Source organism: Sutcliffiella rhizosphaerae, from assembly GCF_917563925.1.
GTDB classification, from domain to species: domain Bacteria; phylum Bacillota; class Bacilli; order Bacillales; family Bacillaceae_I; genus Sutcliffiella_A; species Sutcliffiella_A rhizosphaerae.
In genome coordinates this window covers 82,059-108,510 of sequence record NZ_CAKJTJ010000011.1, presented here as the reverse complement: position 1 = coordinate 108,510, position 26,452 = coordinate 82,059, and the positions used below count along the sequence as shown (strand labels likewise).

The following is a 26,452-nucleotide window of genomic DNA, read 5'->3' as shown; positions in this document are numbered from 1 at the left end:
AGGAAAAACTGGAACGGGTACTAATTCAAGTCTAACCTTTTATTTTGATACGAACATTTGTAAGCAATGTCCTTTAAGAGAAAGATGCTATAACAATACCAAAGAAAAAACATACTCAATTTAGCATTAAATCTGAAGAGCATAGTCAACCAATGGCTTACCTAGAATCGGATGAATATCTTTAAAGAAAAGGTATTCGTTCCCATATTGAGCATAAAAATGCTGAATTAAAGAATGCACATAGAATGACCAGGGCTAAATATACCGTGGTCAGTTTGGCATGCGAATACAAGCATTTCTAACTGCTTTTGTTGTTAACATAAAGAGGATGGTTAAGCTACACAAAGCCCTATCCCAGTAGGGATAGGAGGAGTAGATAAACTCAAAACAAAAAAGCTCCTAGTTTATGTAAATTCATAAACTAGGGGCTTTTTTACTTAAAAGTGCGTAGCAATTATGCTCTTTTGGCAGTGTCCTCCAAAGGGCAGTCTCATTTACAAAAAATAATTAAAAAGCTTCTAACTTCACATGCTCATCAACAATTAAAGTCGGTTCTGTGGAGTTTTGAATATCTTCAACGGTATAGCCACTTGCAACTTCCACCAGCCTTAATCCTCTATCAGTAACGTCAATAACAGCACGATCTGTAATGATGCGGTCCACTACAGCTTTACCTGTCAAAGGAAGTGTACACTCCTTCAAAATTTTAGCTTCTCCAGTCTTATTTACATGGTCCATGATGACAATAATTCGTTCAGCGCCGTGAACTAGATCCATTGCACCACCCATTCCTTTTATCATCTTTCCTGGTATCATCCAGTTGGCAAGATCGCCGCTTTCGCTGACTTCCATTCCACCAAGAATGGCAATGTTAACATGCCCTCCACGAATCATCGCGAAGGACTCTGCACTGTCAAAATATGCGGCTCCAGGAATCGCTGTAACAGTCTCTTTCCCAGCATTAATGAGATCAGCATCAACATTATCCTTTGTTGGATATGGTCCGATTCCAAGTAATCCATTCTCCGATTGTAAAACAACTTGTTTATTATCAGATATGTAGTTTGCCACTAGCGTCGGCATACCGATTCCAAGATTTACATAGTACCCGTTTTCAATTTCTTTTTCCGCTCTTTTGGCTATTTTTTCACGGTTATTAATTTTTGTCATAGTTGGCCCCTCCTCGCTAGTCTCTAGTCGTAACACGTTCAATTTTATTTTCCTGCCTGCCGACTATTAGTCGTTGTACATAAATACTTGGTGTTTGAATTGAATTAGGGTCTAATTCGCCAGTCTCCACGAGCTCCTCAACTTCTGCAATTGTAATATTTCCAGCCGCAGCAATCATCGGATTAAAGTTTCGGGCCGTTTTGTTGTAAACAAGATTCCCCATTTTATCAGCTTTTGATGCTCTAACTAGACTGAAATCAGCAGTATACGCTTCTTCCAGTAAATATTCTTTACCGTTGAATTCACGAATTTCTTTTCCTTCTGCAATTGGTGTTCCCACTCCGGCTGGGGTGAAGAATGCAGGAATCCCAGCTCCACCTGCTCTGATTTTCTCTGCTAAAGTTCCTTGAGGGGTCAATTCCACTTCAAGTTCACCTGATAGTACCTGACGTTCAAATTCTTTGTTTTCACCAACATATGATCCTATCATTTTCTTAATTTGTTTATTCTTTAATAATAGACCAAGTCCCCACTCATCCACTCCACAGTTGTTGGAGATTACAGTGAGATCTTTTACACCTGTTTCAACAAGGGCAAGGATTAAGTTTTCCGGAATTCCACAAAGGCCAAACCCACCTACCATAATCGTTGCACCATCGTGGATGTCTTTTACCGCTTCTGTAAAGGATGTATAAATCGGTTTCATCTTTGTTGCACCTCTTTCTATAAGATTAAATATTTTCCACTATTGTTGCGACACCCTGACCTCCGCCAATACATAACGTCGCTAAGCCTTTCTTGGCATTTTGACGCTTCATTTCGTGTATCAGAGTAACTAAAATACGAGCACCACTAGCTCCGATTGGATGTCCTAGTGCGATAGCCCCACCGTTAACGTTCAATTTTTCGGAATCAAATTGAAGTTCTCTTCCTACTGCTAGGGCTTGAGCAGCAAATGCTTCGTTCGCTTCGATAAGATCCATATCGTCCATCGATTGTGATCCTTTTTCCAAAGCTTTTTTTACAGCTGTAACAGGGCCAATTCCCATTATGCTCGGATCTACCCCGCTGCTAGCATTTGCAACAATTTTCACAAGGGGCTTTAACCCAAGTTCTTCAGCTTTTTGTTTACTCATGACCACTACTGCAGCAGCGCCGTCATTGATACCAGAAGCGTTACCAGCAGTTACGGATCCATCCTTTTTGAAAGCTGGACGCAATGCTGCAAGTTTTTCTGCAGTTGTTCCCTTTCTAGGATATTCGTCTGTATCAATAGAAAGAATTTCTTTTTTCTTTTTCACATCTACAGGAACAATCTCGTCTCTAAATTTCCCAGCTTCCATCGCTGCTACAGCTTTTTGCTGACTGTTAGCAGCAAATTCATCTTGCTCTTCACGAGTAAGTCCATATTTGTCACATAGGTTCTCTGCAGTTACACCCATGTGATAGTCATTGAAAGAACAAGTCAATCCGTCTGCTACCAAGCTATCAACAATCTTTTGATCACCCATTCTAAATCCATCGCGAGCACCCTTTACAAGGTAAGGTGCCTGTGACATATTTTCCATTCCCCCAGCAACAACAATATCTGCATCTCCAGCTAAAATTGCTTGTGTCGCAAGGTGAACAGTTTTTAGACCTGAGCCACATACTTTATTTATGGTCATGGAAGATACTTCATGAGGGATTCCAGCTGCAATAGCTGCTTGTCTTGCAGGATTCTGTCCAAGCCCTGCCTGCAGTACATTCCCCATGATTACTTCGTCTACACTATCAGGTGAGAGTCCAGCCTTTTCAAGAGCTTTTTTAATTACCGCTGCTCCGAGTTGCGGAGCAGAAACATCTTTAAATGCCCCTCCAAAGCTTCCGATCGCTGTTCTGACAGCGCTTACAATCACTACTTCTTTATTCGACATAATTTCCTCTCCTCTCCCTGTAATATTTCTAGATTCTTGTCGAAAATCCTTCTTTTTTTTAAAATTTCTATAATTTCTGCTTTTGATTGTGTAAAATTAAGGAAGGGGAGAAATTCTTTAGCAAAGGGGATTATTACAATCATGAAAATGCCAAAAAATGTAACCATCATTGAAGTGGGACCCCGGGATGGGCTCCAAAATTTAAAAACATTTGTTCCAACCGAGGCTAAAGTTGAATTCATTAAAGAATTGAAAAAAGCTGGCATTACCGAAATGGAGCTTACCTCCTTTGTATCGCCGAAGTGGGTACCTCAGATGTCTGATGCAGCAGTAATTATTGATAGTTGCCATGATTTTAAAGCTCGCGATTTTGTTTTAGTACCAAATCAAAAAGGAATGGATCGCCTAAAAAGTACCTCATGTAAAAATGCCGCTGTATTTGTAGGAGTTAGTAATACTTTTAATAAGAAGAATATCAATAAATCAACGGAAGAAAGCATGACAGAGCTTGAGCCATTGATTCGTGAATTAAAAGAACAAGGATATTTTGTCCGGGCTTGCATTTCCACTTCTTTTTATTGTCCTTATGAAGGAAAAGTAGCAATGGAAGATGTTGTTTCTTTATGTAATCGGTTTGTTGATTTTGGTGTAGATGAATTAAGTGTAGCGGATACTGTAGGAGAGGCAAACCCGAAAGAGTCATATGATTTATTCACCCTACTAAAAGAAGAATTAGAGGATGTCATGATTACCGCACATTTTCATAATACACGCGGGATGGCACTTGCTAATATCTTTGCTGCTCTTCAAGCGGGAATTGACCGTTTTGACACTTCTGCTGGCGGCCTGGGAGGCTGTCCGTTTGCTCCAGGTGCATCTGGAAACGTGGCAACTGAAGATGTCGTTTATATGTTGGAACATATGGGGATTGGAACAGGGGTTAACTTAAAATTAGTCGTAAAAGCACTGGAAAATCTTTTACCTCATCTTGATAAACAGTACGAAAGTCAATATTATAAATTAGTGCAAGGCAGCACTGTCACAGAACCTAGTGCATAATTATTCGCTTCCGAATCCACATTAAATAGTGAGAATGAGGAAGGGAGATTTTATATTGTCTAAACATCATACAAATGGCCCTAGCCAAAAGGGCCAACCAAACGCTGATAACGTAAAGCAAGTGGTTTCTGCAGAAGAAGTAGAACGGGCAAGCCAACCAACAAAACGTCAAAATTCTAAACAATAATATTTTTGCCGAACGAGCTGTCCAATTAAGTTTGTACTATTGTATGGTGTAAACTTGATTGGCAGTTTTCATTATCAATTGAATTTCTACTATTTCTTCATCTTTACTTAAAATGAATGGACTCATTCATCCTCCTCTTGGCCCAAACAACATTACCGATACACCAACAATACATATTCCTGCTCCGACCCAATCATACAAATCTGGAGCTTTCTTATCAATTCCCCACCCCCATAACACAGATAACACAATAAAAACTCCTCCGTACGCAGCATAAACTCTACCGAATGTCGGGAAGCTTTGAAATGTTGCAATTATTCCATAAAGAATTAGAGCAATTCCACCAACTATTCCCCAAGAAAATGGTTTGCCCTCTCTTAACCATAACCATATTAAGTATCCTCCCCCAATTTCAGCAAGACCTGCAATCAAAAATAAAAAAGTTGCTTGTACCATATGTAATCACTCCAAAAATTATAATTATTCCCATTAGTACTATCTAGAAGTGCCCATTCATATTTTGTAGGAAGGGCTATAAGATTACAATCGAGTAGCATATAATCTTGAGTACAGGTGGGGTCGTATTGTATTATATTCATTTTTTAGAAGAGAAAAATGTTTTACTGAGTCAATTTCGAAAACAGATTCCAGTAGTCGATGAGGAATTGAAAATCAAGGGTAGAAAAGCAAAAGTGCTAAATGTAGTCAATCTTAACGAAACACACATTAATGTCTATGTTTCCTTAGAGAAAGTGGTAAAAAAACAATTAATCGACCTCTCAAAAAAGAAGAAAAAATAATTAAAAAACAAGTGCCTGTTTTAGCCCCTGACAAGTATAAGCTAAAAAGCAAAAAGGTTGATATCCCCCTTCTGGACTGCTTAGCTTATGATTTCAAGGGGCAAGGCATCCTCAAAATTCTCTCTTATACCAAATCGGTATCATTTCTTTAAAATCATCATGGTCTTTTAACACATCCAAAGCATACTTTAAAAGCAGGTTAAACTGCTTATCTCCCATCTTTTTCCCCCACACAATACCAGATACTGCATGCATGGCACTATATAAGGAAAATAGACGCCAAAACTCCGACGGAACCTCATTTCCATCATGATACCCATCAATGGCACCAATGGAAAAAGGCACACTCACCTTAATAGCAAAAAATCCCAATTTCTGCAAATCATGAATGGGATCTCCCCAATCCATACGTTGAAAATCTATAAATCCGGCAAACTCACCATTTTGGACGATCAGATTATTCGGGTGAAAATCATCATGTTGAAATCTATTTGGACGACCGGACATTAAATGTTCGTTCTCTCTAATGTATGTTTCTAGAATTTCCACTACAGCCATATCAACACCCGAAACGTTATGTAACTCATCCAAATACTTGTCACTTTTTCGTTTTTTTAAAGAATACCATGACTCATAGCCATCAGGTGCTTGTAGCTTGTGGAGTTTTTTTAACTCTTGTCCTGCTTTGAATCCTATCAAGTATTGTTGTCTTTCGCTCTCATTTACTAACGCTTCTTCGCCATCTTTCCCAGGCAAAAACCCTAAAACCATATAAGCGAGGTTTTCTTTTTTTACGACTTCAAATTTCACTGCTTCTGGTACATATTCTGATAAACGCGAGAGTTCCTTAACAACTTCAAACTCTTTCCTACGTTTATCTACATCCTCAAAAGGAAAAACCCGTACCAAAAATTTTTCATCCACTTGATACTTCTTGTCTGTTGAAAGTCCTTTATGTAATTCTACAATCATTTTTGCATCATCAAAAAGTGAAATCCTTTCTAAATTCATTCCCCCGTCCCCTTTGCTTAAAATTGTCAGAAATTGATTATCTCGTAAAACTGGCAAAAGGTCTAGAAGAATGCAAGTATACAAATAATAATGAGCAACATAATAATTATTATTCCAGTAAATTGCAACCCCAGGCCAGAAGAACTCCCTACTATTGCCCTGATTAGTCCATTATTAAACGCTCCGCCAGGATTCCTCCTAAGCTCCTCTCTTTGAAGCCTCTCTCTTTCCTCTTCAGGCTTTTTCAAAAATCATCACCTCTTTTTGGGTAATTATGTTAATATAAAGATTAGTTCTTCATTTGGAGTGATTCTATGCCTTTTGGACCTTTTTGGACGATTATTTTATCCTTTGCACATTTAATTGGATCTAGTTTAATTCTTGCTATTTTCAATTCGCTTTATTTTCAATCTCGAAAAAAAGCCTACATATTATTAAGTATTTTTGTCATTGTATCTTTTTGGAATGTTTATTATGTATATCAACAATCTATATGGTTGACTGTGTTATTTTTGCTAAACTATACGTTTTTAAGTATTGCTTCCATTTTCGTTATAAAAAAGAAGGCTAAAGAAGTAACGTAATATCTGTTATCTCTTTAACCCTTTTCTCCATCTGATTGTATCTCCCAATTTAAGTCATTGTTTGCATCTAATTCTCTAATTGTTTTTAGATGATTAACATCTTTTACAATTTTATTATTGTCTACATATGTTTCATCAACATAATAAAAATGTCGATTCGTTATAAGCATTCCATTTTTCAGTGTACTTACTCTAAATTCTAGACGATACGTGTGATTGTAATATTGTTCCAGGTTCATATTCTTGTATAATTTCACTCTTAATAAATCATCCAAAACCTTTTGAATAATTTCCTCCTGCTCAATTACTGCTTTTTCTTTCAAATTACCTCTTCCCTCTACCACCCGTGTTATGGTTAAACTTTGCAGTATACTATCTTCTTCCATATATGCTTGGGTATATGTTGTAAAGGAGATAGGACGAAAATGCTGGTACCCAATAAATCCACCAACTAACACCGAAAAAGAAATAATTGCCACACTAACTTTTTTGTTTATAGAGAATACGTTAAGTCCTACTTTTATTAAATATAGTAAAATAATAAAAATAAAAATAAATTCAGTTAAATGGACTTCTTTTAGCATATATATCCCCTTTATTTATTATTTTTTCTTTTTTATACATTTGAATATTGATTGAATGACGCTCTAAGAGTAAAATATGAATAAACTTGACTATAAAGGACTTGGAGAATATGAGATTCAAACATTTTATTTTCATAATAATTGGTTGTATTATATTCCCTTCCTTTATTAGTGGGGATTCAACTGTTATCAAGGACTATTCTGAGAGTCCTCTTTTAACCGATGACAAGCATTATTCTTTTGTGCAAGCTTATTCATTACCTAACACGTATTCAGATATAAAAAAGAAGAAAGAGTGGATAGTCCCATCAAGACTTACCCATCAGAATTCTAGTTTTTTTACATTTATTGATAAAAAAACTACAACAAAAGACATTCATCTACAGTTTTATCTTACACCTGTCTTCTACGAAGGAAATTACCTCGCTTCCCACATGATATAAAAATGATTGCTAATTTATATCAAACGGAAAAGAGGAAGAGTGTATGAAAACAGAAAGTAGAAAATCATTGGAAACTTATGCATTACTTATCGTTTTAGTTGGGCTATTTTTAGGGTCGATATTATTAGCATCTGTCCTTTCGAATAACAGTTTTTTTGCAATGATCCCTGAATTCTCATGGGATATGGTGAATGACTGGAATGACATATTTAATAAATAACAGCCACTGGTCAGCTCTTATTATCGAGCTGACCTTTGTGTTATATTTTACCATATGTATGATGATGGATTTTGTCGACTTCAAAAATAAATTTGCACTTTCATACATTCATTTCCCAAGAGAAAAACCTTCAAATAGTCGACCACCATATGGTTCCAATGAATTATCAATCAATAATATTACTTTTTCTTTTTTCTCATTTTTATAAAACATATCAAACGCCACCACAAACTCGTTCGCCAACAACTCATCAAACTCCTTCAATGCTCTCAACACCCACTTAGACGAACCAAGCCACTTCCTATTTGTCCTAAGTTCAAATTCGGCTGCTGCTTCAGAAAGTGCACCAGCAATAAAGATTGCTTCCCCTCTGTTAGTACAACCAATAAAATCTTCCAATAAATCTGTTAGGAAGTAGCGCTTTAATTGTATGGTCTCTTCACTCCAAGCGGGTGGTCCAGCTGCTACTAATTTCTTTGCTTCATACACAATTTGATCAAGTGCATCACTAGTAATCAATATCACACCTTCTGAAACCATTTTTGGCAGTGATGGTTTCGCTCGCATTCGATCAGCTTCAAAAAAAGTCTTATAGCTTATGAGATTGTGCACAAATAATTCTACTGGCCACCCTTCTTGAACAAAGGATTCTCTGTAGGACTCTGTTACCTTTGAATCAAATACCACTATATCAAGGTCAGAAGTTTCAGTTTCTTGCCCTCTTACAATACTACCTGCTAGTATCGCAGCATTACATGATGGATGCCTTTCTTTCACTATCCTAGCTGCTGCTTCTAGTGGATCGCTTCTATGTACCTTCATTTCGTCCCCTCCTCCTAATATTTTACTACATATTTCCCATCTTGCTTTTCCAAATGGTAAACTAAGGTATATTCCCAAACTGGAGGTATACCTTGTGAGACAGCTAAAGCGAATTATTATTATTGTTGGTATTCTTCTTTCTTATATTTTATTTATCGGTATTTTTTTCACAAATAAAGTAATGTATATCCGAAAAAAAACAAATGAAGAGATATTGGAACGTGAAAAGTTGCTTGGACATTACCAAGAGGAACTTTACGATATCATTCCGAAAAAAGAACTGACGATTGCCTCTCCTTTCGGATACAACATATATGGGGAAATGGTTGATGTTCCTGACTCTAATCGATTTATGATATTTAGTCATGGAGTAACCCAAAATACACTAAACTCTATTAAGTATATGAACATTTTTTTAGAACGAGGTTGGAATGTGATATTGTATGATCACCGCCGACATGGGAGATCAGGGGGTAAAACGACCAGCTATGGATTTTACGAGAAGCATGACTTGAAGGCAGTGGTTGATTGGGTAAGGGAAAGTACCTCAGAAGATGCTGTTATTGGGATACACGGGGAATCGATGGGAGCCGCAACATTGTTATTATATGCGGGAGCGATTGAAGATGGAGCAGATTTTTACATAGCAGATTGTCCATTTTCCGATCTAGAAGAACAGCTGAATTATCGACTTAAGATGGATTATCGGATACCTAAACAATTAGTCATGCCAATAGCGAACACATTTTTACGAATAAGAGATAAATATTCCATACGTGATGTTTCACCAATAAATGTAATGGAAAACATAGATAATCCTGTTCTTTTTATCCATAGTGAACCGGACGATTTTATTCCCCTCATGATGACGCAGCAGTTGTTTGAGAAAAAAAGGGGAAAAAAGAAACTTTATGTTGCCAGAAATGGCATGCATGCAATGAGCTATTCGGAAAACCGGGAAGAATATGAAAAAGCAATCGATGAGTTTTTAGAGGAGATTGGCTATGGAGAATATGATCAAAAATGAATGCGGTCCATTACTGTATATTTACCTTTACTAAAAAATCGGGACTTACATCCTACATGTAGGAAGGAAAATAGCTACACTAAAACAACCATTTTTATTCTTTTTAAAAAAATGAGGCTGGGACAAAAATAAAGAACACAAACAAAAAGACGAACAATATAATGGCCGACAATAAATACCGCTATTGATTTCCGTGCAAGACTTCGCTTTCCGCGGGTGACCCGCGAGCCTCCTCGGCTTCGCCTGCGGGGTCTCACATTGGCCACTTCTCCCGCAGGAGTCTACGTCTTGCCCTCCAATCAACCGCTAGTGTAATCTGAAAAATAAAAGCATATTTTTATACTAAAAAACCGAACTTATTTGATCAATCACTCAAATAAGTTCGGTTTTGTCTTAGACTAAAACATTTTTGTCCCAGCCCCATTATACTATCAACTTCATCACAGAATCTATTATTATCATCTATTCTTGTCTTGAAAGTGGTGGAATATCTAAAATGTCCATTAAAGGGTTTATACACCAATTAGATTTATCTTACTATCTCGTTTTTGATTTTTTTCGAAATACCACTCCTCCTACAATTAGAGCAAGTAAAATAACAGAAGCAATAAAGTAAAAATTAGAAATTACATTCATTATATGAAATGGGGCATCATGGTCATAAACAGCTTTCACCCACTGGTTATTTTCTTTTACTGCAATTGCAGTGGAAGTCAGAATTCCTTTTATTTCATAATATTTTGTCCCACTTGGGTAATAGTTTGATGCATCTCCATAATAATTACCCGTCATGTCATTAGGTTGGGTCTTTACTTCCCCAATAATTTTATTAATATCGTTCTCTGGAATAATTTCCTCTACTTTTGCTTCATACACCTTTCCTTGCCAAACCACAAAAGGAAAAGCCCAAGATAATGCATGAATCGTATGAGAAAGCATAAAAATAAGAAGCAGTGTAATCGTCATTATTCTCTTCATGAATACCCCCATAGACCTTTAGTGGAAAACACTGAGTTAGGTAAAGATTCTGTTTTATAATCTTAACGATAATTTGTATTAAAAGTATCTCAGATAACTACCATTTTTATTAATCCTCCGAAACAATTCCAATTACCTTACAGAATTATACTTCATTATACATTTCTCCTTTTTAATTGTTTCATTTTTTTATATAGAATAATTTCTTTATATATATAGAACGCTATTAATAGCTACTATTAGGAGGAATGAACAAACATGAAGGATGAGCAAATCAAGGAGTTGAACGCTTTTTTAGAAGGAGAGTTTATGGGCATTCATGCGTATGAACACTATATACAAAATACAGAGGAAAATACATTAAAAAAGGATTTGCAAGCAATTCAGCAAAATCATAAAATGCATGCGATTTTTGTAGCTGAAAGGATTCAAGATCTTGGTGGAACTGCGGTTGACGATGTTGGACTTATTGGAGCTTTTCAGGAGCGACTTCAACAAGTAAAAGGCTATCCAAAAGATAGTAATTCCATTGTGGAAGGTGCTATACACGGCGAGGAATTTGGATCAGAAATGATGGCGGAATTTGTTAAAGGGGATCTTGATCAGGAGAGTAGAAACATCGTACAGTCCATTTTAAAAGAGCACAAGCAGCATATCGATATGTTAAAGAAGCATTTTAAATAAGATATTAACTAGGAGAGGGATTGCCACCCCTCTTCTAGTTAGTATTAATTGAAATCTTCCAAATCATATGATCAAAACCTACTCCCCAATAATTTAGTAATAAAAAATCGGGTGTACCAAATTTCTTTTGCCAGACTTTTTGCGCATTTTTATAACCGCTATCCAAACAAAACTCGAAAATTTTTTGAGCTTGCAAATGTTCGCACATCGTATTTAGCAGCTTATTGCCAATACCCTTATTCTGAAAATCTGGGTGTACAAATATCGTCCCTACTTCTACAAGATTACTAAATGTTCCATTCGTACAAGTTCGAATAAGTTCGCTACTAGGTCCATACTCGATTGTCCCAATCAATTTTCCTTGATGAGATGCAACAAGAAAATATCTCTCCATTCCATTGCTATTCAAATCCTGTTGCAAGTAAACCTTCTTAGTTGCGATCTCTTCGTTAAGTGATCCTTGCATCTCACTTATTCCTTCTTTTTGAAATGTGTCAGTAACAATTGTTTGAAAAAGTTGATGCAGTTCTTTTATATCTAGATTACTAGGCTTTCTTATTTCAACATCACTTACTATTTGGTTCTTCATCATTCAGACCCCTTAGTAAAAACATAAAGTTCACCATTGTTGGCTATATTAAATTTAGGACCTGTGAACCCTCTCCGTAGCAATTCTTTTCGTAAAAACATCATGATTCCACCGTGACTAACAATTAATATATTTTCGTTTGCATTTAGTATTTTATCAAGAACGACATTTATTGTATCTCGCAATTCCCTTTTACTTACTGGTTGTGATGTGTGGTTTATCATCCATGCCAATCTGATAAATAAGAAATGGAGTTTAAGAGGCAACTTTACATGTTGAGGCAGTATGGGTGCTAGTGTTATTTCTCTTAGCTCTTTCATTTTTTGCACTTCACCTTCAAAGACATTCTCAGCCGTAATAACCGCTCTTGGTAAATCACTGCTGTAACACCTTTTCCAATCTATCTCTTTTAAATCTATTTCTTTTAACTCAACAGGAGAGTCATCGTATTCTTTTATCCATGAGAGCAATTCATTGGAGGAAACCATTTTATCTGGATATCCTCGCTCCACTTTAAAATGCCTAATTAAGCCAACTTTCAATATTCCCCGTCCCCTTACATTGTGTTCTTTTTACTATAGTTCTGATCCTCCACAATATCCATTAGTTCTTGCGCTTTCCACGTATTTCTTCATCCCCTAATCAACTTTTTTAATCCCTCTAGTATATCGTGACGAACTAATGTATAGTTTTTCTCGTCTTTACAATGGAGGAATCTATCTAAAAAATGTTTCTTTACCATGTACTTTTCCTTATTTTATCAATAAAGACCCACTCTAGAAAATAGAGTGAGTCCACCATTCATTAAAACGTTTCGTAAGTGACAACATCGTCTAATGGGAATCTTAAAGTGCCATGAGCCGCTGCTGCTGCTTTTCCAACAGAGATTAACATTATTGGTACTAAGCGTTCAGGTACTTGGAATTCTTGTTTAAAAGCAATTCTATCAAAACCGCCCATAGGGACAGTATCATACCCTTTATCTTTTGCAGCAAGCATTAATTGCATCGCTGCAAGTGAGCTGTTCATTATTGCTTCATCACGTGCAAATTGATCGTTATTGTAAGCTGCATTTATCTGACCAGTTAGGATATCCTTTACTTCTGGTTTCATGAATCCTTTACTTACCACTTCTCCATATACTTTCTCAGCGTTCAAGTGAGCTTCTAAATCACCTAGGATCGCAATAGTTACGCAACTATCAACGATTTGTTGTTGATTATAAGCAATTGGAAGTAATTTTTCTTTTTGACTATCGGATTGGATAACCAGAAACTTCCAAGGTTGAAGATTCCATGAAGACGGTGCAGTAATGGTAGCTTCTAAAATTTCATTTAAATCTTGTTGTGGCATATCATATTTTGTATATTTTCTAACGGAATGACGTTCCTTCATAATATCGATAGCACTTTTGTTTGTTGTTGTATTAGCCAAGTAGAATTCTCCCCTTTTTTTGTTGGATATTTTATATTTTTAACATGTGAAAATCTTGGTGTCAAAATGTATGCTTTCAAAATACAAAAAATGATTTGATTATTAATAATGCGTTCTAGATAGGCTGTCCAAAAAATTGCAAGTTTGCAATGGAAAATACTACATATTTATGTATTTCTTATTAGGAAATGGTATAAAAGCAGTTGTATGTTAATCCTTCATTTTTTTCACTTTATAATAAAATAGCATGGCTACAAACATAAACCACGTTCGCGCCATACTTCTTAAATTGTTATAATAAACTAAGGCTCTTTTCTAAAAGAATGTTGCTAGTAAACGGTAAAAAGTCGGATTCTGGACTTTTTACGTGCATGTTCATTGAAAACTTGTCCTTTTGACTGAAACTATATACAGGAAAAGAGCACGACAGTAACGATTATTACTAGTATCTTATTAAGTTCGAAAAAGTAACAAAGTTTGCGAAAACAGTCGAAACTAAAAATTATTACTATTGAGGAGCTGTTTGAATGACCCATGCAAAAGATGTTTTATTAGACCAATTATTAGCTAATGCAAATGATCCTAGTTGGTATATTCCATTTATTGAGGCTGTCGATGGTGTTTCTGAAAATGAGGCATTCTGGAAACCGGATAGTACTAGCCACAGTATTGCTGAGATTGTTCAACATTTAGTTTATTGGAATGAAACATGGCAACAAAGATATAAATTGTCTAACGTAAATGCTATACCACCAGTAAAAAATAATGATCATACATTTTTTGTTACGGAAGAACAATCCTTCCAAGACCTAAAAGGACAATTATTAAAAACACTGTTACAGTGGCAAGAATTATTAGATGACAAGCACCTTGAATCAACTGTTACTGGATTTCCTGTAGAGGCAAAATGGTGGCATATTATATCAAATGCAACTACACATAATGCATATCATATTGGTCAGATTGCTTATATTCAAAAAATGATTAAACAAAACCGAAAGTAAATTTAAGTTATAGAGCAACTTATTCTGTTAATACCGCGATTACGTACAAACATCCGTCTATTCCAGCCAACGAACCGTGTACCATTTCTTTTGGTAAAAAAATCCTATCACCAGCGTTACACACATACAACGCACTATTTACTTCTAATGAAATAGAACCCTTTAATATATGTAAAATTTCATTACAAGGATGAGTATGCGAAGGATGGGCTTTAAATGGTTCATCCTTTTGAACCTCTACATAGCCTGTTCCTTTTATTGGTAGTAATTCATTGACCACCTCTTCAAGAGCTCTCCCCACCCCCTTCTCTACTCGGAAATCTGAAAATCGATGGTCGATATGATAGCTTTTTGAGGAGCTAGTATTATCTAATGCAGCTTGAAACGGGCACATTTTTGCATCCATATTATTATCATCCATTAAAAAATATTGCCTCCATTCTCTCGTATCTTCGTTTCCGTACCAGTTTAATGCAGGATGTGGTGCGATACTGTCATATCCCTCCATTCGCTCTCTAACTTTCTTTTGTAACTGTTTGCCAACCACTGTATTTCCGTTAATACCTTCAAACACCCATCTTGGTTGGAAAGTAATCATAAAAGTAGAAGCTTTTCTACTCACTCTTTTTTCGTGTGCCGGAGTATTACAAACAACGAACATTGGCTCATCCCAGAAAGAAAATTCCCACAAATAATGATCTGGATCAGTTGGAATATGGTTCGGCCATTTTTTCTCGTCTAAATGATGCAGAGCATTTAATACATCCCAAAATTGTGCTTCATACTCTTCTAAAGTCTTTAATGCTTCCGGTTTAAAAAACGACACAAATGAGGTGTTTTTTCCTAAACTCCTCGCTGTTTGCAGATAGTTTTTTAATTCAGTCCCTAGCTTATGAATGGATTCATTAGAGCTAGTGCTTTCGATAAAAGCAAACCGCAATGCACCTTGCCTAAAACCTTCTACCCCGAGCACACATGGAAATGGACGCGTATTGGAGAGCATATCTTTCGTAAAATCATCAAAAACCTTGTGTCCCCAATGCTGAATATTATTAAAGGTATATAAACTAGCTATATCTACAGGCAGCATAGAACTCCCCCTTATGTATCTAAAGTCATAATAAATAATACGAAACAATGCCCATTAATATGCATCAGATTATAGACCATCCACATATATATAGGAGGACAAGTTATGGATAAAAGGAGTAGCCATCGACATGGATATTTTTTTGATTGTGATCAAATTTGCAGTCCTAGGAATTAGTCTTGCCGCGCCAATTGGACCGATTAATCTTGAAATGATAAAAAGGGGAGTGACGGGAGGTTTTTATTCCTCTTGGTTGGTTGGTCTTGGAGGAATGACAGCAGATATAATGTTTCTACTATGTATTCTAATTGGAATGGAGCCATTCCTCCAATTAGAAATTATCCAAATTAGCATGTATGGGATTGGGAGCAGTTTATTACTGTACCTTGGCTTTTCAAGCATCATGACTAATATAAAAAATAATCAAATTCTAACTATTGATCAACCCATTCAAAAAAATTCTTTTTTAGTCGGGTTTGGAATTGCGGCTTTCAATCCAATCAATTTTGTATTTTGGTTTGGAATTTTCGGTTCTTCCATTCAATCATTAATCGTCCATGGATGGCACATCGCCTTCGTGGGTTCCATTGCATTACTATGCGGTATTTTCCTCTGGAATCTAAATATTGCATTCACCGTCCATTTTGCCCGCACTTATATAAAAGACCAAATATTAAGAGTGATTAACCTTGTCGCTGGATTATTATTGATAATAGCTGCTGTGCCTTTTCTCAAAAGCTTTTTTGAATTAGTATTTTAAAGAATGAATATCACTTTAGGAGATTTAGTATTGTTTTTATAGTGAAGTAAAATGCGGAGTAAGAAACTAATAGATTGATTTGAAGCTATCTGAATGTTTAATACTAATATAGTGATATTTGAATAGAAGAGTATCGTAAATGGGTCAGCTGTAATTCTATTACTCCTCTTTATTTCTGGAACATTACTTTATGGAGTTTGCCATTTTCAGTAGTTCTTCCTTCGTCATTAACATAGTTCCATCATATTCTATTGAAAAAATTACATCTCCACTTCTCTAGGACAAGTAATGACAATAAAAATAGTCAGTCGTTTTCTTCTATTATCTGTTGCTTGTTGTCTCTTTTCAATATTTTCCAATTCCACCTCCTCCTACTATACATACGTAAAAAAATATATAGTTTCGCAAAAAAAGGTTTACTTTTCATAAAGCAAACCTCTGCATTATATTATTATTCCAAATAAAAATTCGACAATATTAAAATAAATTTCTTATAATCACTCATTAATTTTTTAATATAAGCGTCATAAAAACACAATTTGGGTCTTCTTTGTAGTCCGCAAATGGAGGGCAATAAGTAAAGCCACAACTTTCATAAAGCTTTTGTGCAGGGACAAATGCATTTAGCGAACCAGTTTCAAGACTAATCCTTGAGTATCCTCGATGTTTTGCAGTTTCAATGATTTCTAAAAGAATCAGTTTTCCTACACCCTTCCTTAAATGATTTGCGGAAGTTCTCATCGATTTCACTTCTCCATGGCCAGATTCTAATTCTTTCAGTGCACCACACCCTAGTAATTCATTTCCGTCCCAAGCTGTCCAAAATGTAACTCCAGGTTGTCTTAATTCATCTATGTCTAAATAATGGTTACTTTCAGGTGGCGACTCTAAACTTAGAAGACGCATATGTTCGTGTAAGAAATCAATGACAACTGGTTCCTGGACATTATCTACTCTTATTTGCATTGTAAATATCACCTCTATTCACTTTTTATAGTTTTTTTACAAATTCAGTTTTCAATTGCATTGCACCAAAGCCCTCAATTTTGCAATCAATATCATGATCACCATCAACTAAACGGATATTTTTTACCTTAGTTCCTTGTTTTACAACAGATGAACTTCCCTTAACCTTCAGATCTTTAATAACCGTTACCGTGTCTCCATCATTTAGGATATTTCCATTTGCATCTTTAAACACTTTGTCTTCCACTTCTGTGTCATCAGCAGAAGTCCACTCATTGCCACACTCTGGACAGACAAACTGATTTCGGTCCTCATATGTATATTCAGATTGACATGCTGGACAGTTAGGTAATGTTGCCATCATTTTTCCTCCTTCATTTATCTCCTATTAGAATATCATTGAAGTATATTATTTTATAGACTTGTTTTTACTACGTTAATTTTCATTGACATTATGTTAATAATACTTTACATTTAGGTTAGTAAAGTTTACATGAAGGAGAGTTGTTATGCTTCGAAATCGGGTAAAGGAACTGAGAGCAAGACATGGATTTTCTCAAACTGATTTAGGAAACCTTGTTGGGGTTACGAGGCAAACAATCGGATTTATAGAAAAAGGCGAGTTCTCGCCATCTATTGCGCTTTCCTTAAGGATTGCCAAACGCTTACAAGTGAAAGTGGACGATCTATTTTGGTTGGAGGGAGAAGATGAAGATAATGAATGAAGATTTACGAGTAAAATTACCACTGTGGACAATTGGCTCAATTTTGCTGTTAATGATATTTTACTATTATGGTGTAAAAATGATTGATATTTTGCTTTATAACTCGGAAGAATTTTTTTATGCGGAGGGTCCTTCTATTTCGATCCATTTTTGGCATCCTGTGCTTATTAAATTTTACATAAGCATGTTGTTTTTCATACTTTACTTAGGCATTTTTATAATAAGGCTACGCAAGCATAATCTAGCGAATCCTAAAAAGAAAATATACTTTTTTTCCTTTTTCCGACCTAGTGAACTATTAGAGGATGATGAAATGTTATCTCACGTTTCAAAAAGTGCGATGAAGAAGGTCTATATTCTATACACAAACGCATTACCCGTTTTAATACTTTTGATGCTCCTTCCATTGCATCGATTTGTCTATCTTTTCACTATATTCATCATTTTAATTGCTCACTATGCTTTATTTTATTGGGAGATTCGTAGTTTTTACAAAGGGAATTATCAGTCGGAAGTTCCTAAAAATAAAATAAATATGTGGAACAAATATGCGGTAAGAGGGCTTATTGCTATTACAATAGTTATCGTGATCATCGGTGTTTCAAGAATTGCACTAATACAGGTTAACTCCAACGATATTATCTCAAAAATGGAGCATTGCATGGATCAAGGAGGTACTGCAATGGTTGAAGGAGGGAGCTTTTGGAGTTTATCCAAATTTTCTTGTAAAAAGTAGAAACCGCTGAAGTTGTACTTCAGCAGTTTCACCTTTCTAGTATCTTCTTTATGATAGATGTATATTTTTCATCCAAATGTAATTCTACCAGTGAAAAGTTGTCCAAGCTAGCTTCTTTACCTACACCCTTTTCCACTAAAAGGTTATCAAAAACATCTAGATCAAATACCTCGCTCTCAATATGCCTGAACCCACCCACTTCCATAAGGTCAATAACTTTTCCATTTTCTAATTCTAAAAAAATCTCCTTTATTATGGGTAAAAGGAAAATAAAAACGGTCTTCTCTTATTCCAGCTTCAATCGAAACAACATCCTCTAAATTGTATTCCTTCCCAATAGGATTCCAAAAGGTGTGGTCTACAATTTGCTGCTTAGTAACAACTGTAATAGATGTTATTGAAATATAAAAAAGGATTACAAACGTTCCAATGAAAATTATTCTTTGGGAATTCCCCCATTTCTTCTTTGGATTATTTACTATAAATCTATCAAAGACTAATCGAAAAAAAACAATTGCAAACAGTAATAGAAACAATAAGACAAATCGAGCATAGGGATACTTAAATGTCCATAGCAAAAAGTCATCGGGAACAAATAGAATATACTGTATGTAACCACTTAATATATACGCCCCAATTGTAGGAATGATTAAAGATAAAATCCCTATAACTAACACAAAGATTTTCTTCAACATGATTCCTCATTTTTTTATAAAAGGATTTTTTCTAGAAGTGGTTGCTATTAAGCTGTAAAAATTATTGTAATACTGACCAGAGAGGAAATTAAGTAAGAATCGGGACAAATAAGATGAGAACGCCCAAATTTTGTCATCCGAATGGAGTTCATCCTTCCTTAATACCAATATAAATAAAATAATTGCTAGTGTGGGATAAATGACTAAACCATTTAAAAAGATAATAAATACAACATCTCTAGCATGATTTGCGAATAGCCCTGCAATCGGAATACTAATATGGGAATAAATTACAAATAACACAAGGCTCCACCTGAACCATTTGGGAAGCTTCCTCATCATCCCACCCTTTCTCATAAGAATCAGTACCTTTTTACGATGAACTCCTTACATTTCTTTCCCTTCATTCAAAAATCCTGCTTTTTTTTGTCAATTTTATAACTTTATTCCTAAGCTAATACTCAAAGATCCAAGCCCTTCCGCTCATTTTCAGAAAAATTATTCTGAATCTACCACCGTATCCGATAAAATAGATGGGGAGTATAACTCCTACAAAAAGATGAATGGAGTGTTGAAATGAAAAGGTTGGTGTTCATGTTGTTAGCAATCCTTCTCATTCTGCCTGTTTCCGTTAATGCTGGTACGATTGGTGGAAAAGATAACCCTGGAGGTATACCTGGACAATGGTATGTTGGTGATACTCCAAGCTTTATCGATCCAAATAAACCCGTTCTTGTATTTGTGCATGGAATTAATAGCTCTTCACGTACGTGGTGGCAAGATAACAATATGTATCAAACGGCATTAAACAATGGATATCAAACAGCATTTATTGATGTACATCCTGATAAAAACATGTGGGATAATGGTGCCATTATTAATAGCCGCATTCGTGATATATACAACCATTATGGTAATAAGAAAATAGTTATTATTGCACATAGTAAAGGTGGCATCGACTCCCAAAATGCCTTGGTCCACTATGGTGCACACCCCTATGTTTCAAACCTCATCACATTATCAACACCTCATTACGGCTCTCAGCTTGCTGACCTTGCATACAGCGGCTGGGCGAGCTGGCTTGCTAGTATATTAGGCAGTACAAATGATGCAACTTATTCCTTACAAACTGGTTATATGAATAGTTATAGATCTCAAACAGATCAGCACGCAAATCGCACAAGAAACCAAGTGTATACATTGGCAGGCACTAGCTGGGGTAGCTTCGGTTCATCTCTCTATTGGGGCGGATTATACTTAAGCGCTTATGGTTCAAATGATGGAGCAGTGACAGTGGCTAATTCTAGGTTAGGGTACAGTAGAGAAGTGAGAGTTAGTAACTGGAACCATACAACAGTTAGAGAAGGCGGAACGTTTCAATATTTTAGACCATACTTAACAACCTTTCAAACAGCGGGGATAAGTAGTGCACAAGTTGCTGCAACGAGTGAACCCTTTGAAGAGGAAGCAGCCACTATTAGTGCTTTACATCGTGGTGGAGAATTTGAAACCTCTGTAAAAGAAACATTCCTAGTGGAAGAGAATGTCCAAAAAATAGACTTGGACTGGTTAAGCGACCAAAAAACAGAAGCTATTAAAGTAATCACCCCTTCTGGTAAGGTTTACTCTGGTTTCGTTCATGCAGAGGATGAGGAATTTTTCAAAGGTGCCCATCATCATACTTTCCAAATCTCTACTCCAGAACAGGGTGAGTGGTCAGTTGAGGTCAATAAAGACAAAGCAGCTTATCTAATGACAGTAGGTTTTCATTCAGAAATTAATAATGACGTTGTCCTAGAGAATCAAACGTTTGAATTAAAGAATACTGGCAAAAAGGTAAAAGACATAAATGTTGATGTCCAGATTAATAAGAATGGTAAACCATACTTTAGCGAGGGAATGAAAGTAGCAACAAAAGGAAAAGTAAACACAAACTTCACGGATGAGGGTGTATATACGATTACACTCGATGTAAAAGGTAAAACAACAAACGGAAATCCATTTGAGCGAACGATTGTAAAATCTGTTTATGTAGATGAGAATGGTAAGAAACATTAAAATTTAACATAGCAGTAGAATAAAACCCTGATGGATTATTTTTCCATCAGGGTTTTATTTTTTATCCGTAAAACCTAGCTTTTTTAAGAAATTGCTTTGTTTCTAAACCCAATTATATAAACCATTAATAAAATTGCCACTCCAAACATGGACAGCATCATTAAACGACCTCCATCTGTTGGAGAAGAAGCAATGGATATCCCTCCTATAATTAACAATCCCATTAAGAATGCTACAATCCATGTTAAGCTCTTTTTAAACCATCTTGCACTTGATGCAATGAAAATATAAACAAAACTTACCATCATGAGAATTGGAAAGACAGGATGATATTTTATGGAATAGACAAAAAAGTCGAGCTGTGAAATGTTGCTACTTTCTAATGGTCCATCATGTAGCCACTTTGAAAATATCGCGGTATATAACCAGTCACTCGGACTATCTACTAAATTGCTACCTTGATACCATGATACAAATGTTGCCACTGCAAAAAGTAAACATGCTAATCCAAATAAAACAATTCTTGTCATATTACCCCTCCCTTACTCTAACTTTTATGACGATTTAAATGGACAAAAGGTTTTATATTTCTTAATGTTTATTTATATCTTATAAGGGGAAATCCTAGAGGCATATGAGGAGGTTTCCCATGTATAAAACGATTGTCATAATTGCCATATTTTTAAGCGGTATACTTTTTGTATCTGCTTTTTATCAAAACGAAAACCCAGCAAATGACGAAGTACAAAACATCGTAGCACTAGGTGACTCTCTTACAGATGGAGTAGGAGATAAAACTGGTGAAGGATATGTTAATAATCTGGAAGAACTACTAAATCAAGAGAAAGAGGCTAAAGTAACCATCCAAAATTATGCCATTCGAGGACAAGAAAGTGATGGTGTAAAAAAACAACTAAACCTTACGAACATTACTCAAGATGTTCAACAAGCTGATTATATCATTCTATTTATTGGTACTAATGATTTGCTGCAAAGTAATGGAGGAAATCTTAGTGATATTAACAAATCCAGCATAGAGGCTGGAGCTCAAAAATACGAAGAAAATCTCCATGAAATCCTGTCAAAAATTAGAGAGGAAAACGCTTCTTCTCCAATACTATTTTTAGGTCTATACAACCCTTATCCTGGTTCTGAAGAAATCGAGCATATCATTGAGAGTTGGAACAAAAATAGTAAAGATGCAGTGGACAGCTATCAAAACGTTAAATTTATTTCAACTAATGATATTTTTGAAGAAAAATCAACCAAATACTTTAGTGACGCCTTACATCCTAACGAAAAAGGCTATGAGAAAATTACCGAAAGAATTGTCAAAGAATACGATTTTTGAGTATTTACTTATTATTCACTGTTCTGTACTCCGGCTCCTTGTGATTTGAATGGTAGATCGATTCGTAAAATGGAAAGAGTGTAGAACTAACTGCAAATGCTGTAAAGACTGAAAACATAAAGAGTAAGTATGAATCCGTTTTAAGCTGTTTTACAAGTAAAAAGTAAAAATAATAACAGGAATCATGGTAATGTAAAGAATTGCTGTTGATGATCTTTGAAGTTGGTGTTTAGTGTCACATAATTTGCAAGTAATACTAACTTTTTCACTACTAAGCCAGATAGATTTATATAATTGTATCCACGGAAAAGCATGTAAACATTTTTCACATCTCTGCATATTAATCCCCTTTCCACATGATTATTTCACATATAATGGTAAACAGCAATATGAAGGGGCTGGGACAAAAATGTTTTAGCCTAAGACAAAACCGAACTTATTTGAGTGATTGATGAAATATGTTCGGTTTTTTAGTATAAAAATATGCTTTTATTTTTTAGATTACACTAGCGGTTGATTGGAGGGCAAGACGTAGACTCCTGCGGGAGAAGTGGCTAATGTGAGACCCCGCAGGCGAAGCCGACGAGGCTCGCGGGTCACCCGTGGAAAGCGAAGTCTTGCACGGAAATCAATAGCGATATTTATTGTCGGCATTATATTGTTCGTCTTTTTGTTTGTGTTCTTTAGTTTTGTCCCAGCCTCTTCGTTACATGACCTGTTCGAGTAGTTTTTTACGTGCAATAAAGTAATAGATGATTTGTATAGAAAAATATATTCCTGACATGATGAGAAAGCAGTAAAATAGACTCATATTTTCTAACAATCCTCCGCCGTCTTTTGCAAAGGAAAGGATATAGACAAATGCAAGGCAACTTCCTAAGATTGGTGCAAAAAATAAGATCACCCTTAGCTCTTTTGATATTAACTGTTTTACTTCTTTTTTTGTAATACCTATTTTATAAAGTTTTAAGAAACGACGCTTTTCCTCATCCACGTTAGAAAATACATTCAAATACAATAAGATAAAGGAACCTAAAAAGAATAGGATACTTATGAATATTGTTACAAAAAACATGGTTCCATTTGTGTATTTAATAGTGTTGTAAGCATGTAATTTAGAATCAATTTCATACCAATAATCTTCCAACTGTCCATCTGGTTGAGAGCTATTATTTTTGTTGTTTAATTTATCCTCAAATTCATTTATGATGGCTCCACTATTTTTCCAATCTGTAACATTCATTAAATGTATGGACATTTCAATACCATTCAAACTTTTTTTTATTTTTTCAAACGTTTGATCAGTTACTACTAGATAGTTAGTGTGCCAACGATTAATCATTTTTTCCACAAAAACATCCTTCAACGTAAACTCGAAATTTGACCCATTTTCTTCCAATTGAATTCCTCTACTATACTCTTCATCTACGTAATAATATTCTGAATTCGAGTTTACTAAATAAAAGTAGTCATCATCAGACAAACTGATCTGTTGATTACTTAATTCATTAAAACTTGAAAGAGAAATAAAAAGATAATCTCTATAGTAATCTTCATAATAATCATCCCAATGCTGGTACAATTTTTTATACATAAAACCATCTACTTGCACATGATTTGTAATGGAGTTATCCTTATTATCAACTATTGTATTTAACTCTTTCCCAAAAATATTATTGCTTGTATCCGTTTCTACGTATGAAAGGTGATATGGAAAATCTCTCTCCACTTGGTCTTCTTGATATTTTAAGAAGTATAGACAAAATGATGTATAAAAAATAGTCACCATACTCATGATTGAGACGAGTACTAATATGGCTGTTAAGTTTCGAAATTTATTTTCAATACTACTAAAGAATAAAGACCTGGAAAAATAGTAGGAAGGAAACCTTTTAGCGGTATGTACGAAAAAGCTCATGCATTGGGAAATAGTTATACAAAGACCAATTATTATTCCAATGGTCCACATTAATAGAAAGGTACCATCATCCCCACCTAGTTCTGGATTCAAAAAGGTGAAGTATAATAAATAACATGACCCCACTAATAATAAAATTCCTAGCCCCCCCATTATAGGGCTTCTATGTTTCAGGTTTTCTACATATCTATCGCTTTTTAGACTTTCTGTCAATGATTTTGATAACAAAAAGTAGATTGTCATAGCAATGGAAAGCGCAAATACTAGGATGTATGTACCAATTGTGTACCCAAACATATTAAAAGATAAGTGGAATGGTACTCTATCCAGCCCAACACTTTCAATTAATATCATAAAGAATAACCGTGAAAAAACTAGACCAGTCGTCAATCCAGTTACAATTGATCCAAGAGCAATAGCTCCATTTTCTTTTAAGATAAGTTTTAATATATCTTGGTTGGACATACCTAGCGTCATTAAAAGGCTAAGCTCTTTTTTTCTTCTTTTTATAAAAATTCTATGTGCATAGTTAATGAAAAAAACGGTAAAGAATACGAGTGCAACTCCAGGGATAATAAGTATATCTTGAATACCTTCTAACTCTTTTACTTCTATAATTGCCTGATTAAAATAAATAGTCGCAAATAGAAAGAAAAAAGTGACGGCAAAGCTGTTACAAAGAAAGTAAAAAATATACTTTTTCTTGTTCTCCTTCGCCATTTTCCAAATCAACTGGTTAAATGTCATGAACTCTTCCTCCAAGTACAGCTAAATTGTCCATGATTTGATTTAGAAACTGTTTGCGATCTCCTTTTCTGACGATGGAGGAATGAATGCCTCCGTCTTTTATGAAAATAACTTTTTTGCAGTAGCTCGCAGCGAATACGTCATGAGTAACAACTAGTACGGTAGTTTGAAGTTCCTCTACTACTTTTTCAAAGCACTCCATGATGGTCGTTGATGACTTGGAATCTAGGTTTCCAGTTGGTTCGTCAGCCAAGAGAATGCTTGGTTTATTTACTAAAGCTCTGCTCACTGCTGTTCGTTGCATCTGTCCGCCTGATACATGATAGGTGTATTTATCCAAAATGTTCGTAATACCGAATAAAGTCGCTAATTCTTTAACTTTTTTTTCCATTTCTTCTATCGGTTTCTTTTCCAGTATCATCGGAATTAAGATGTTCTCCCTAACTGTCAAACTGTCTAGTAAGTTAAATTCTTGAAATACTAACCCCAATTCCTTGCGACGAAAAACGGCGAGCTCATCTCCATTCATTTCGCTGATAGGTTCACCGTTTATAAACACTTCACCAGAAGTTGGTTTATCAATTCCACCTAGTAAATGTAGTAAAGTAGTCTTACCACTACCCGAGGGTCCCATAATTGCTAGAAACTCTCCCTTATTTATTTCAAGGTTGACTCCATCGACTGCAGTTGTTGAACTGTCTCCACTTGCTTCACCATAAATTTTCACTAGTTTCTCTGTTTTAAGAATGGATTCTTTCATATAAATCCCCCTCTTTCTCTTTTATGTAACCATCATACCTTCATTACTTTTTCTCAACCATCTTCTTACAGGAAAAATACCTTACAGTTTCGTAAGGTATCAAAGGGAATCCTATGTCCTATTATGAAGCTTTA

General features: G+C 35.4%; 35 protein-coding genes and 2 pseudogenes. 14 read left to right on the top strand and 23 right to left on the bottom strand.

Translation table 11 applies throughout. The features are described from left to right. Nucleotides 1-197: 197 nt before the first annotated feature. A pseudogene (locus tag LRP81_RS23455) lies at nucleotides 198-361 on the top strand (transposase); the annotation flags it as partial. Between the two features lie 146 nt (nucleotides 362-507). Here the strand turns inward: LRP81_RS23455 and LRP81_RS11890 are convergent. Genes LRP81_RS11890 through LRP81_RS11880 form a run of 3 tightly spaced genes read right to left on the bottom strand, consistent with a single transcriptional unit; the run spans nucleotide 508 to nucleotide 3,086 of the window. Next, the gene (locus LRP81_RS11890; RefSeq protein WP_230501487.1) at nucleotides 508-1,170 is read right to left on the bottom strand and encodes a CoA transferase subunit B; all 663 of its coding nucleotides are present in this window, start codon (nucleotides 1,168-1,170) and stop codon (nucleotides 508-510) included. A 16-nt stretch (nucleotides 1,171-1,186) separates the two neighbouring features. Further along, a complete protein-coding gene (locus LRP81_RS11885; RefSeq protein ID WP_230501486.1) occupies nucleotides 1,187-1,876 on the bottom strand; it encodes a CoA transferase subunit A in 690 nt (229 codons plus the stop codon). A 25-nt stretch (nucleotides 1,877-1,901) separates the two neighbouring features. Then, nucleotides 1,902-3,086, bottom strand: coding sequence for an acetyl-CoA C-acetyltransferase (locus tag LRP81_RS11880; RefSeq protein WP_230501485.1), 1,185 nt, complete (start codon nucleotides 3,084-3,086; stop codon nucleotides 1,902-1,904). A gap of 141 nt (nucleotides 3,087-3,227) precedes the next feature. Here LRP81_RS11880 and LRP81_RS11875 point away from each other — a divergent pair, with 141 nt between their 5' ends. Then, on the top strand, nucleotides 3,228-4,145 hold the full coding sequence (locus LRP81_RS11875; RefSeq protein WP_230501484.1) for a hydroxymethylglutaryl-CoA lyase: 918 nt from the start codon (nucleotides 3,228-3,230) through the stop codon (nucleotides 4,143-4,145). 55 nt (nucleotides 4,146-4,200) lie between these two features. Next, complete coding sequence (locus LRP81_RS23225) at nucleotides 4,201-4,332, top strand: hypothetical protein (RefSeq protein WP_263458238.1); 132 nt, start codon at nucleotides 4,201-4,203, stop codon at nucleotides 4,330-4,332. 126 nt (nucleotides 4,333-4,458) lie between these two features. Here LRP81_RS23225 and LRP81_RS11870 read toward each other — a convergent pair whose 3' ends face one another. Then, complete coding sequence (locus LRP81_RS11870; protein ID WP_230501483.1) at nucleotides 4,459-4,788, bottom strand: YnfA family protein; 330 nt, start codon at nucleotides 4,786-4,788, stop codon at nucleotides 4,459-4,461. Between the two features lie 128 nt (nucleotides 4,789-4,916). Between LRP81_RS11870 and LRP81_RS11865 the strand changes: the two genes are divergently transcribed. Beyond that, nucleotides 4,917-5,132 (top strand): hypothetical protein, encoded by a 216-nt coding sequence (locus LRP81_RS11865; RefSeq protein ID WP_230501482.1) that lies wholly within the window; start codon nucleotides 4,917-4,919, stop codon nucleotides 5,130-5,132. Nucleotides 5,133-5,243: 111 nt separating this feature from the next. Here the strand turns inward: LRP81_RS11865 and LRP81_RS11860 are convergent, their stop codons facing one another. After that, nucleotides 5,244-6,143, bottom strand: coding sequence for an aminoglycoside phosphotransferase family protein (locus tag LRP81_RS11860; RefSeq protein ID WP_230501481.1), 900 nt, complete (start codon nucleotides 6,141-6,143; stop codon nucleotides 5,244-5,246). Between the two features lie 62 nt (nucleotides 6,144-6,205). Continuing rightward, the gene (locus LRP81_RS11855; protein WP_230501480.1) at nucleotides 6,206-6,391 is read right to left on the bottom strand and encodes a DUF6366 family protein; all 186 of its coding nucleotides are present in this window, start codon (nucleotides 6,389-6,391) and stop codon (nucleotides 6,206-6,208) included. Nucleotides 6,392-6,457: 66 nt separating this feature from the next. Between LRP81_RS11855 and LRP81_RS11850 the strand changes: the two genes are divergently transcribed. Continuing rightward, complete coding sequence (locus LRP81_RS11850) at nucleotides 6,458-6,727, top strand: hypothetical protein (RefSeq protein ID WP_230501479.1); 270 nt, start codon at nucleotides 6,458-6,460, stop codon at nucleotides 6,725-6,727. 14 nt (nucleotides 6,728-6,741) lie between these two features. Here LRP81_RS11850 and LRP81_RS11845 read toward each other — a convergent pair whose 3' ends face one another. After that, nucleotides 6,742-7,311 (bottom strand): hypothetical protein, encoded by a 570-nt coding sequence (locus tag LRP81_RS11845; protein ID WP_230501478.1) that lies wholly within the window; start codon nucleotides 7,309-7,311, stop codon nucleotides 6,742-6,744. A gap of 486 nt (nucleotides 7,312-7,797) precedes the next feature. Here LRP81_RS11845 and LRP81_RS11840 point away from each other — a divergent pair, with 486 nt between their 5' ends. Then, nucleotides 7,798-7,974, top strand: a complete 177-nt coding sequence (locus LRP81_RS11840) for a hypothetical protein (RefSeq protein WP_230501477.1) — start codon at nucleotides 7,798-7,800, stop codon at nucleotides 7,972-7,974. A gap of 108 nt (nucleotides 7,975-8,082) precedes the next feature. On the opposite strand, the gene LRP81_RS11835 is transcribed toward LRP81_RS11840, so the two are convergent. Continuing rightward, complete coding sequence (locus LRP81_RS11835) at nucleotides 8,083-8,796, bottom strand: nucleotidyltransferase domain-containing protein (RefSeq protein ID WP_230501476.1); 714 nt, start codon at nucleotides 8,794-8,796, stop codon at nucleotides 8,083-8,085. Nucleotides 8,797-8,890: 94 nt separating this feature from the next. Here LRP81_RS11835 and LRP81_RS11830 point away from each other — a divergent pair, with 94 nt between their 5' ends. Then, entirely contained in the window at nucleotides 8,891-9,823 is a 933-nt protein-coding gene (locus tag LRP81_RS11830; RefSeq protein WP_399207592.1) for an alpha/beta hydrolase, read from the top strand. A gap of 74 nt (nucleotides 9,824-9,897) precedes the next feature. Here the strand turns inward: LRP81_RS11830 and LRP81_RS11825 are convergent. Together LRP81_RS11825 and LRP81_RS11820 are read right to left on the bottom strand one after the other, a co-directional pair. Beyond that, nucleotides 9,898-10,126: pseudogene (locus tag LRP81_RS11825) on the bottom strand (hypothetical protein). Nucleotides 10,127-10,360: 234 nt separating this feature from the next. Continuing rightward, nucleotides 10,361-10,801: a hypothetical protein gene (locus tag LRP81_RS11820; RefSeq protein ID WP_230501475.1), complete on the bottom strand. Its 441-nt coding sequence runs from the start codon at nucleotides 10,799-10,801 to the stop codon at nucleotides 10,361-10,363. A 258-nt stretch (nucleotides 10,802-11,059) separates the two neighbouring features. On the opposite strand from LRP81_RS11820, the gene LRP81_RS11815 reads away from it, so the two are divergent. Then, nucleotides 11,060-11,485 carry a ferritin-like domain-containing protein gene (locus LRP81_RS11815; RefSeq protein WP_230501474.1) on the top strand — a complete coding sequence of 142 codons (426 nt, stop codon included), beginning with the start codon at nucleotides 11,060-11,062 and terminating at the stop codon, nucleotides 11,483-11,485. Between the two features lie 34 nt (nucleotides 11,486-11,519). On the opposite strand, the gene LRP81_RS11810 is transcribed toward LRP81_RS11815, so the two are convergent. From LRP81_RS11810 to LRP81_RS11800, 3 genes are all read right to left on the bottom strand, one after another. Next, nucleotides 11,520-12,074, bottom strand: a complete 555-nt coding sequence (locus tag LRP81_RS11810) for a GNAT family N-acetyltransferase (protein ID WP_230501473.1) — start codon at nucleotides 12,072-12,074, stop codon at nucleotides 11,520-11,522. Next, nucleotides 12,074-12,616: a histidine phosphatase family protein gene (locus tag LRP81_RS11805; RefSeq protein ID WP_230501472.1), complete on the bottom strand. Its 543-nt coding sequence runs from the start codon at nucleotides 12,614-12,616 to the stop codon at nucleotides 12,074-12,076. The genes LRP81_RS11810 and LRP81_RS11805 overlap by 1 nt, the downstream gene beginning before the upstream one ends. Before the next feature lie 262 nt (nucleotides 12,617-12,878). Then, nucleotides 12,879-13,469: a nitroreductase family protein gene (locus tag LRP81_RS11800; RefSeq protein ID WP_230501497.1), complete on the bottom strand. Its 591-nt coding sequence runs from the start codon at nucleotides 13,467-13,469 to the stop codon at nucleotides 12,879-12,881. Between the two features lie 566 nt (nucleotides 13,470-14,035). Between LRP81_RS11800 and LRP81_RS11795 the strand changes: the two genes are divergently transcribed. After that, nucleotides 14,036-14,512, top strand: a complete 477-nt coding sequence (locus tag LRP81_RS11795; RefSeq protein WP_230501471.1) for a DinB family protein — start codon at nucleotides 14,036-14,038, stop codon at nucleotides 14,510-14,512. Between the two features lie 19 nt (nucleotides 14,513-14,531). Here LRP81_RS11795 and LRP81_RS11790 read toward each other — a convergent pair whose 3' ends face one another. Beyond that, nucleotides 14,532-15,602, bottom strand: a complete 1,071-nt coding sequence (locus LRP81_RS11790; RefSeq protein ID WP_230501470.1) for a YqcI/YcgG family protein — start codon at nucleotides 15,600-15,602, stop codon at nucleotides 14,532-14,534. Between the two features lie 130 nt (nucleotides 15,603-15,732). Between LRP81_RS11790 and LRP81_RS11785 the strand changes: the two genes are divergently transcribed. Then, on the top strand, nucleotides 15,733-16,362 hold the full coding sequence (locus LRP81_RS11785; protein ID WP_230501469.1) for a LysE family translocator: 630 nt from the start codon (nucleotides 15,733-15,735) through the stop codon (nucleotides 16,360-16,362). A gap of 504 nt (nucleotides 16,363-16,866) precedes the next feature. On the opposite strand, the gene LRP81_RS11780 is transcribed toward LRP81_RS11785, so the two are convergent. Both LRP81_RS11780 and LRP81_RS11775 read right to left on the bottom strand, forming a co-directional pair. After that, nucleotides 16,867-17,268 (bottom strand): GNAT family N-acetyltransferase, encoded by a 402-nt coding sequence (locus LRP81_RS11780; protein ID WP_399207599.1) that lies wholly within the window; start codon nucleotides 17,266-17,268, stop codon nucleotides 16,867-16,869. 85 nt (nucleotides 17,269-17,353) lie between these two features. Beyond that, complete coding sequence (locus tag LRP81_RS11775; protein WP_230501467.1) at nucleotides 17,354-17,689, bottom strand: zinc ribbon domain-containing protein YjdM; 336 nt, start codon at nucleotides 17,687-17,689, stop codon at nucleotides 17,354-17,356. Between the two features lie 148 nt (nucleotides 17,690-17,837). Between LRP81_RS11775 and LRP81_RS11770 the strand changes: the two genes are divergently transcribed. Next, complete coding sequence (locus tag LRP81_RS11770; RefSeq protein WP_230501466.1) at nucleotides 17,838-18,053, top strand: helix-turn-helix transcriptional regulator; 216 nt, start codon at nucleotides 17,838-17,840, stop codon at nucleotides 18,051-18,053. After that, entirely contained in the window at nucleotides 18,037-18,789 is a 753-nt protein-coding gene (locus LRP81_RS11765) for a hypothetical protein (RefSeq protein WP_230501465.1), read from the top strand. Before LRP81_RS11770 ends, LRP81_RS11765 begins: the two co-directional genes overlap by 17 nt. A gap of 28 nt (nucleotides 18,790-18,817) precedes the next feature. Here LRP81_RS11765 and LRP81_RS11760 read toward each other — a convergent pair whose 3' ends face one another. Genes LRP81_RS11760 through LRP81_RS11750 form a run of 3 tightly spaced genes read right to left on the bottom strand, consistent with a single transcriptional unit; the run spans nucleotide 18,818 to nucleotide 19,787 of the window. Continuing rightward, nucleotides 18,818-18,988 (bottom strand): hypothetical protein, encoded by a 171-nt coding sequence (locus LRP81_RS11760; protein ID WP_230501464.1) that lies wholly within the window; start codon nucleotides 18,986-18,988, stop codon nucleotides 18,818-18,820. Between the two features lie 10 nt (nucleotides 18,989-18,998). Next, the gene (locus tag LRP81_RS11755; RefSeq protein ID WP_230501463.1) at nucleotides 18,999-19,481 is read right to left on the bottom strand and encodes a hypothetical protein; all 483 of its coding nucleotides are present in this window, start codon (nucleotides 19,479-19,481) and stop codon (nucleotides 18,999-19,001) included. A gap of 9 nt (nucleotides 19,482-19,490) precedes the next feature. Beyond that, nucleotides 19,491-19,787, bottom strand: coding sequence for a hypothetical protein (locus LRP81_RS11750; protein WP_230501462.1), 297 nt, complete (start codon nucleotides 19,785-19,787; stop codon nucleotides 19,491-19,493). A gap of 273 nt (nucleotides 19,788-20,060) precedes the next feature. On the opposite strand from LRP81_RS11750, the gene LRP81_RS11745 reads away from it, so the two are divergent. Next, nucleotides 20,061-21,542, top strand: coding sequence for an esterase/lipase family protein (locus LRP81_RS11745; RefSeq protein WP_230501461.1), 1,482 nt, complete (start codon nucleotides 20,061-20,063; stop codon nucleotides 21,540-21,542). A gap of 83 nt (nucleotides 21,543-21,625) precedes the next feature. Here LRP81_RS11745 and LRP81_RS11740 read toward each other — a convergent pair whose 3' ends face one another. Next, nucleotides 21,626-22,072, bottom strand: a complete 447-nt coding sequence (locus LRP81_RS11740; protein WP_230501460.1) for a DUF4306 domain-containing protein — start codon at nucleotides 22,070-22,072, stop codon at nucleotides 21,626-21,628. A 119-nt stretch (nucleotides 22,073-22,191) separates the two neighbouring features. Here LRP81_RS11740 and LRP81_RS11735 point away from each other — a divergent pair, with 119 nt between their 5' ends. After that, on the top strand, nucleotides 22,192-22,893 hold the full coding sequence (locus LRP81_RS11735) for a DUF459 domain-containing protein (RefSeq protein ID WP_230501459.1): 702 nt from the start codon (nucleotides 22,192-22,194) through the stop codon (nucleotides 22,891-22,893). A gap of 182 nt (nucleotides 22,894-23,075) precedes the next feature. Here LRP81_RS11735 and LRP81_RS11730 read toward each other — a convergent pair whose 3' ends face one another. From LRP81_RS11730 to LRP81_RS11720, 3 genes are all read right to left on the bottom strand, one after another. After that, on the bottom strand, nucleotides 23,076-23,222 hold the full coding sequence (locus tag LRP81_RS11730) for a hypothetical protein (protein WP_230501458.1): 147 nt from the start codon (nucleotides 23,220-23,222) through the stop codon (nucleotides 23,076-23,078). Between the two features lie 377 nt (nucleotides 23,223-23,599). Next, on the bottom strand, nucleotides 23,600-25,558 hold the full coding sequence (locus LRP81_RS11725) for an FtsX-like permease family protein (RefSeq protein ID WP_230501457.1): 1,959 nt from the start codon (nucleotides 25,556-25,558) through the stop codon (nucleotides 23,600-23,602). Then, nucleotides 25,548-26,318, bottom strand: a complete 771-nt coding sequence (locus LRP81_RS11720) for an ABC transporter ATP-binding protein (protein ID WP_230501456.1) — start codon at nucleotides 26,316-26,318, stop codon at nucleotides 25,548-25,550. The genes LRP81_RS11725 and LRP81_RS11720 overlap by 11 nt, the downstream gene beginning before the upstream one ends. Between the last annotated feature and the right edge of the window lie 134 nt (nucleotides 26,319-26,452).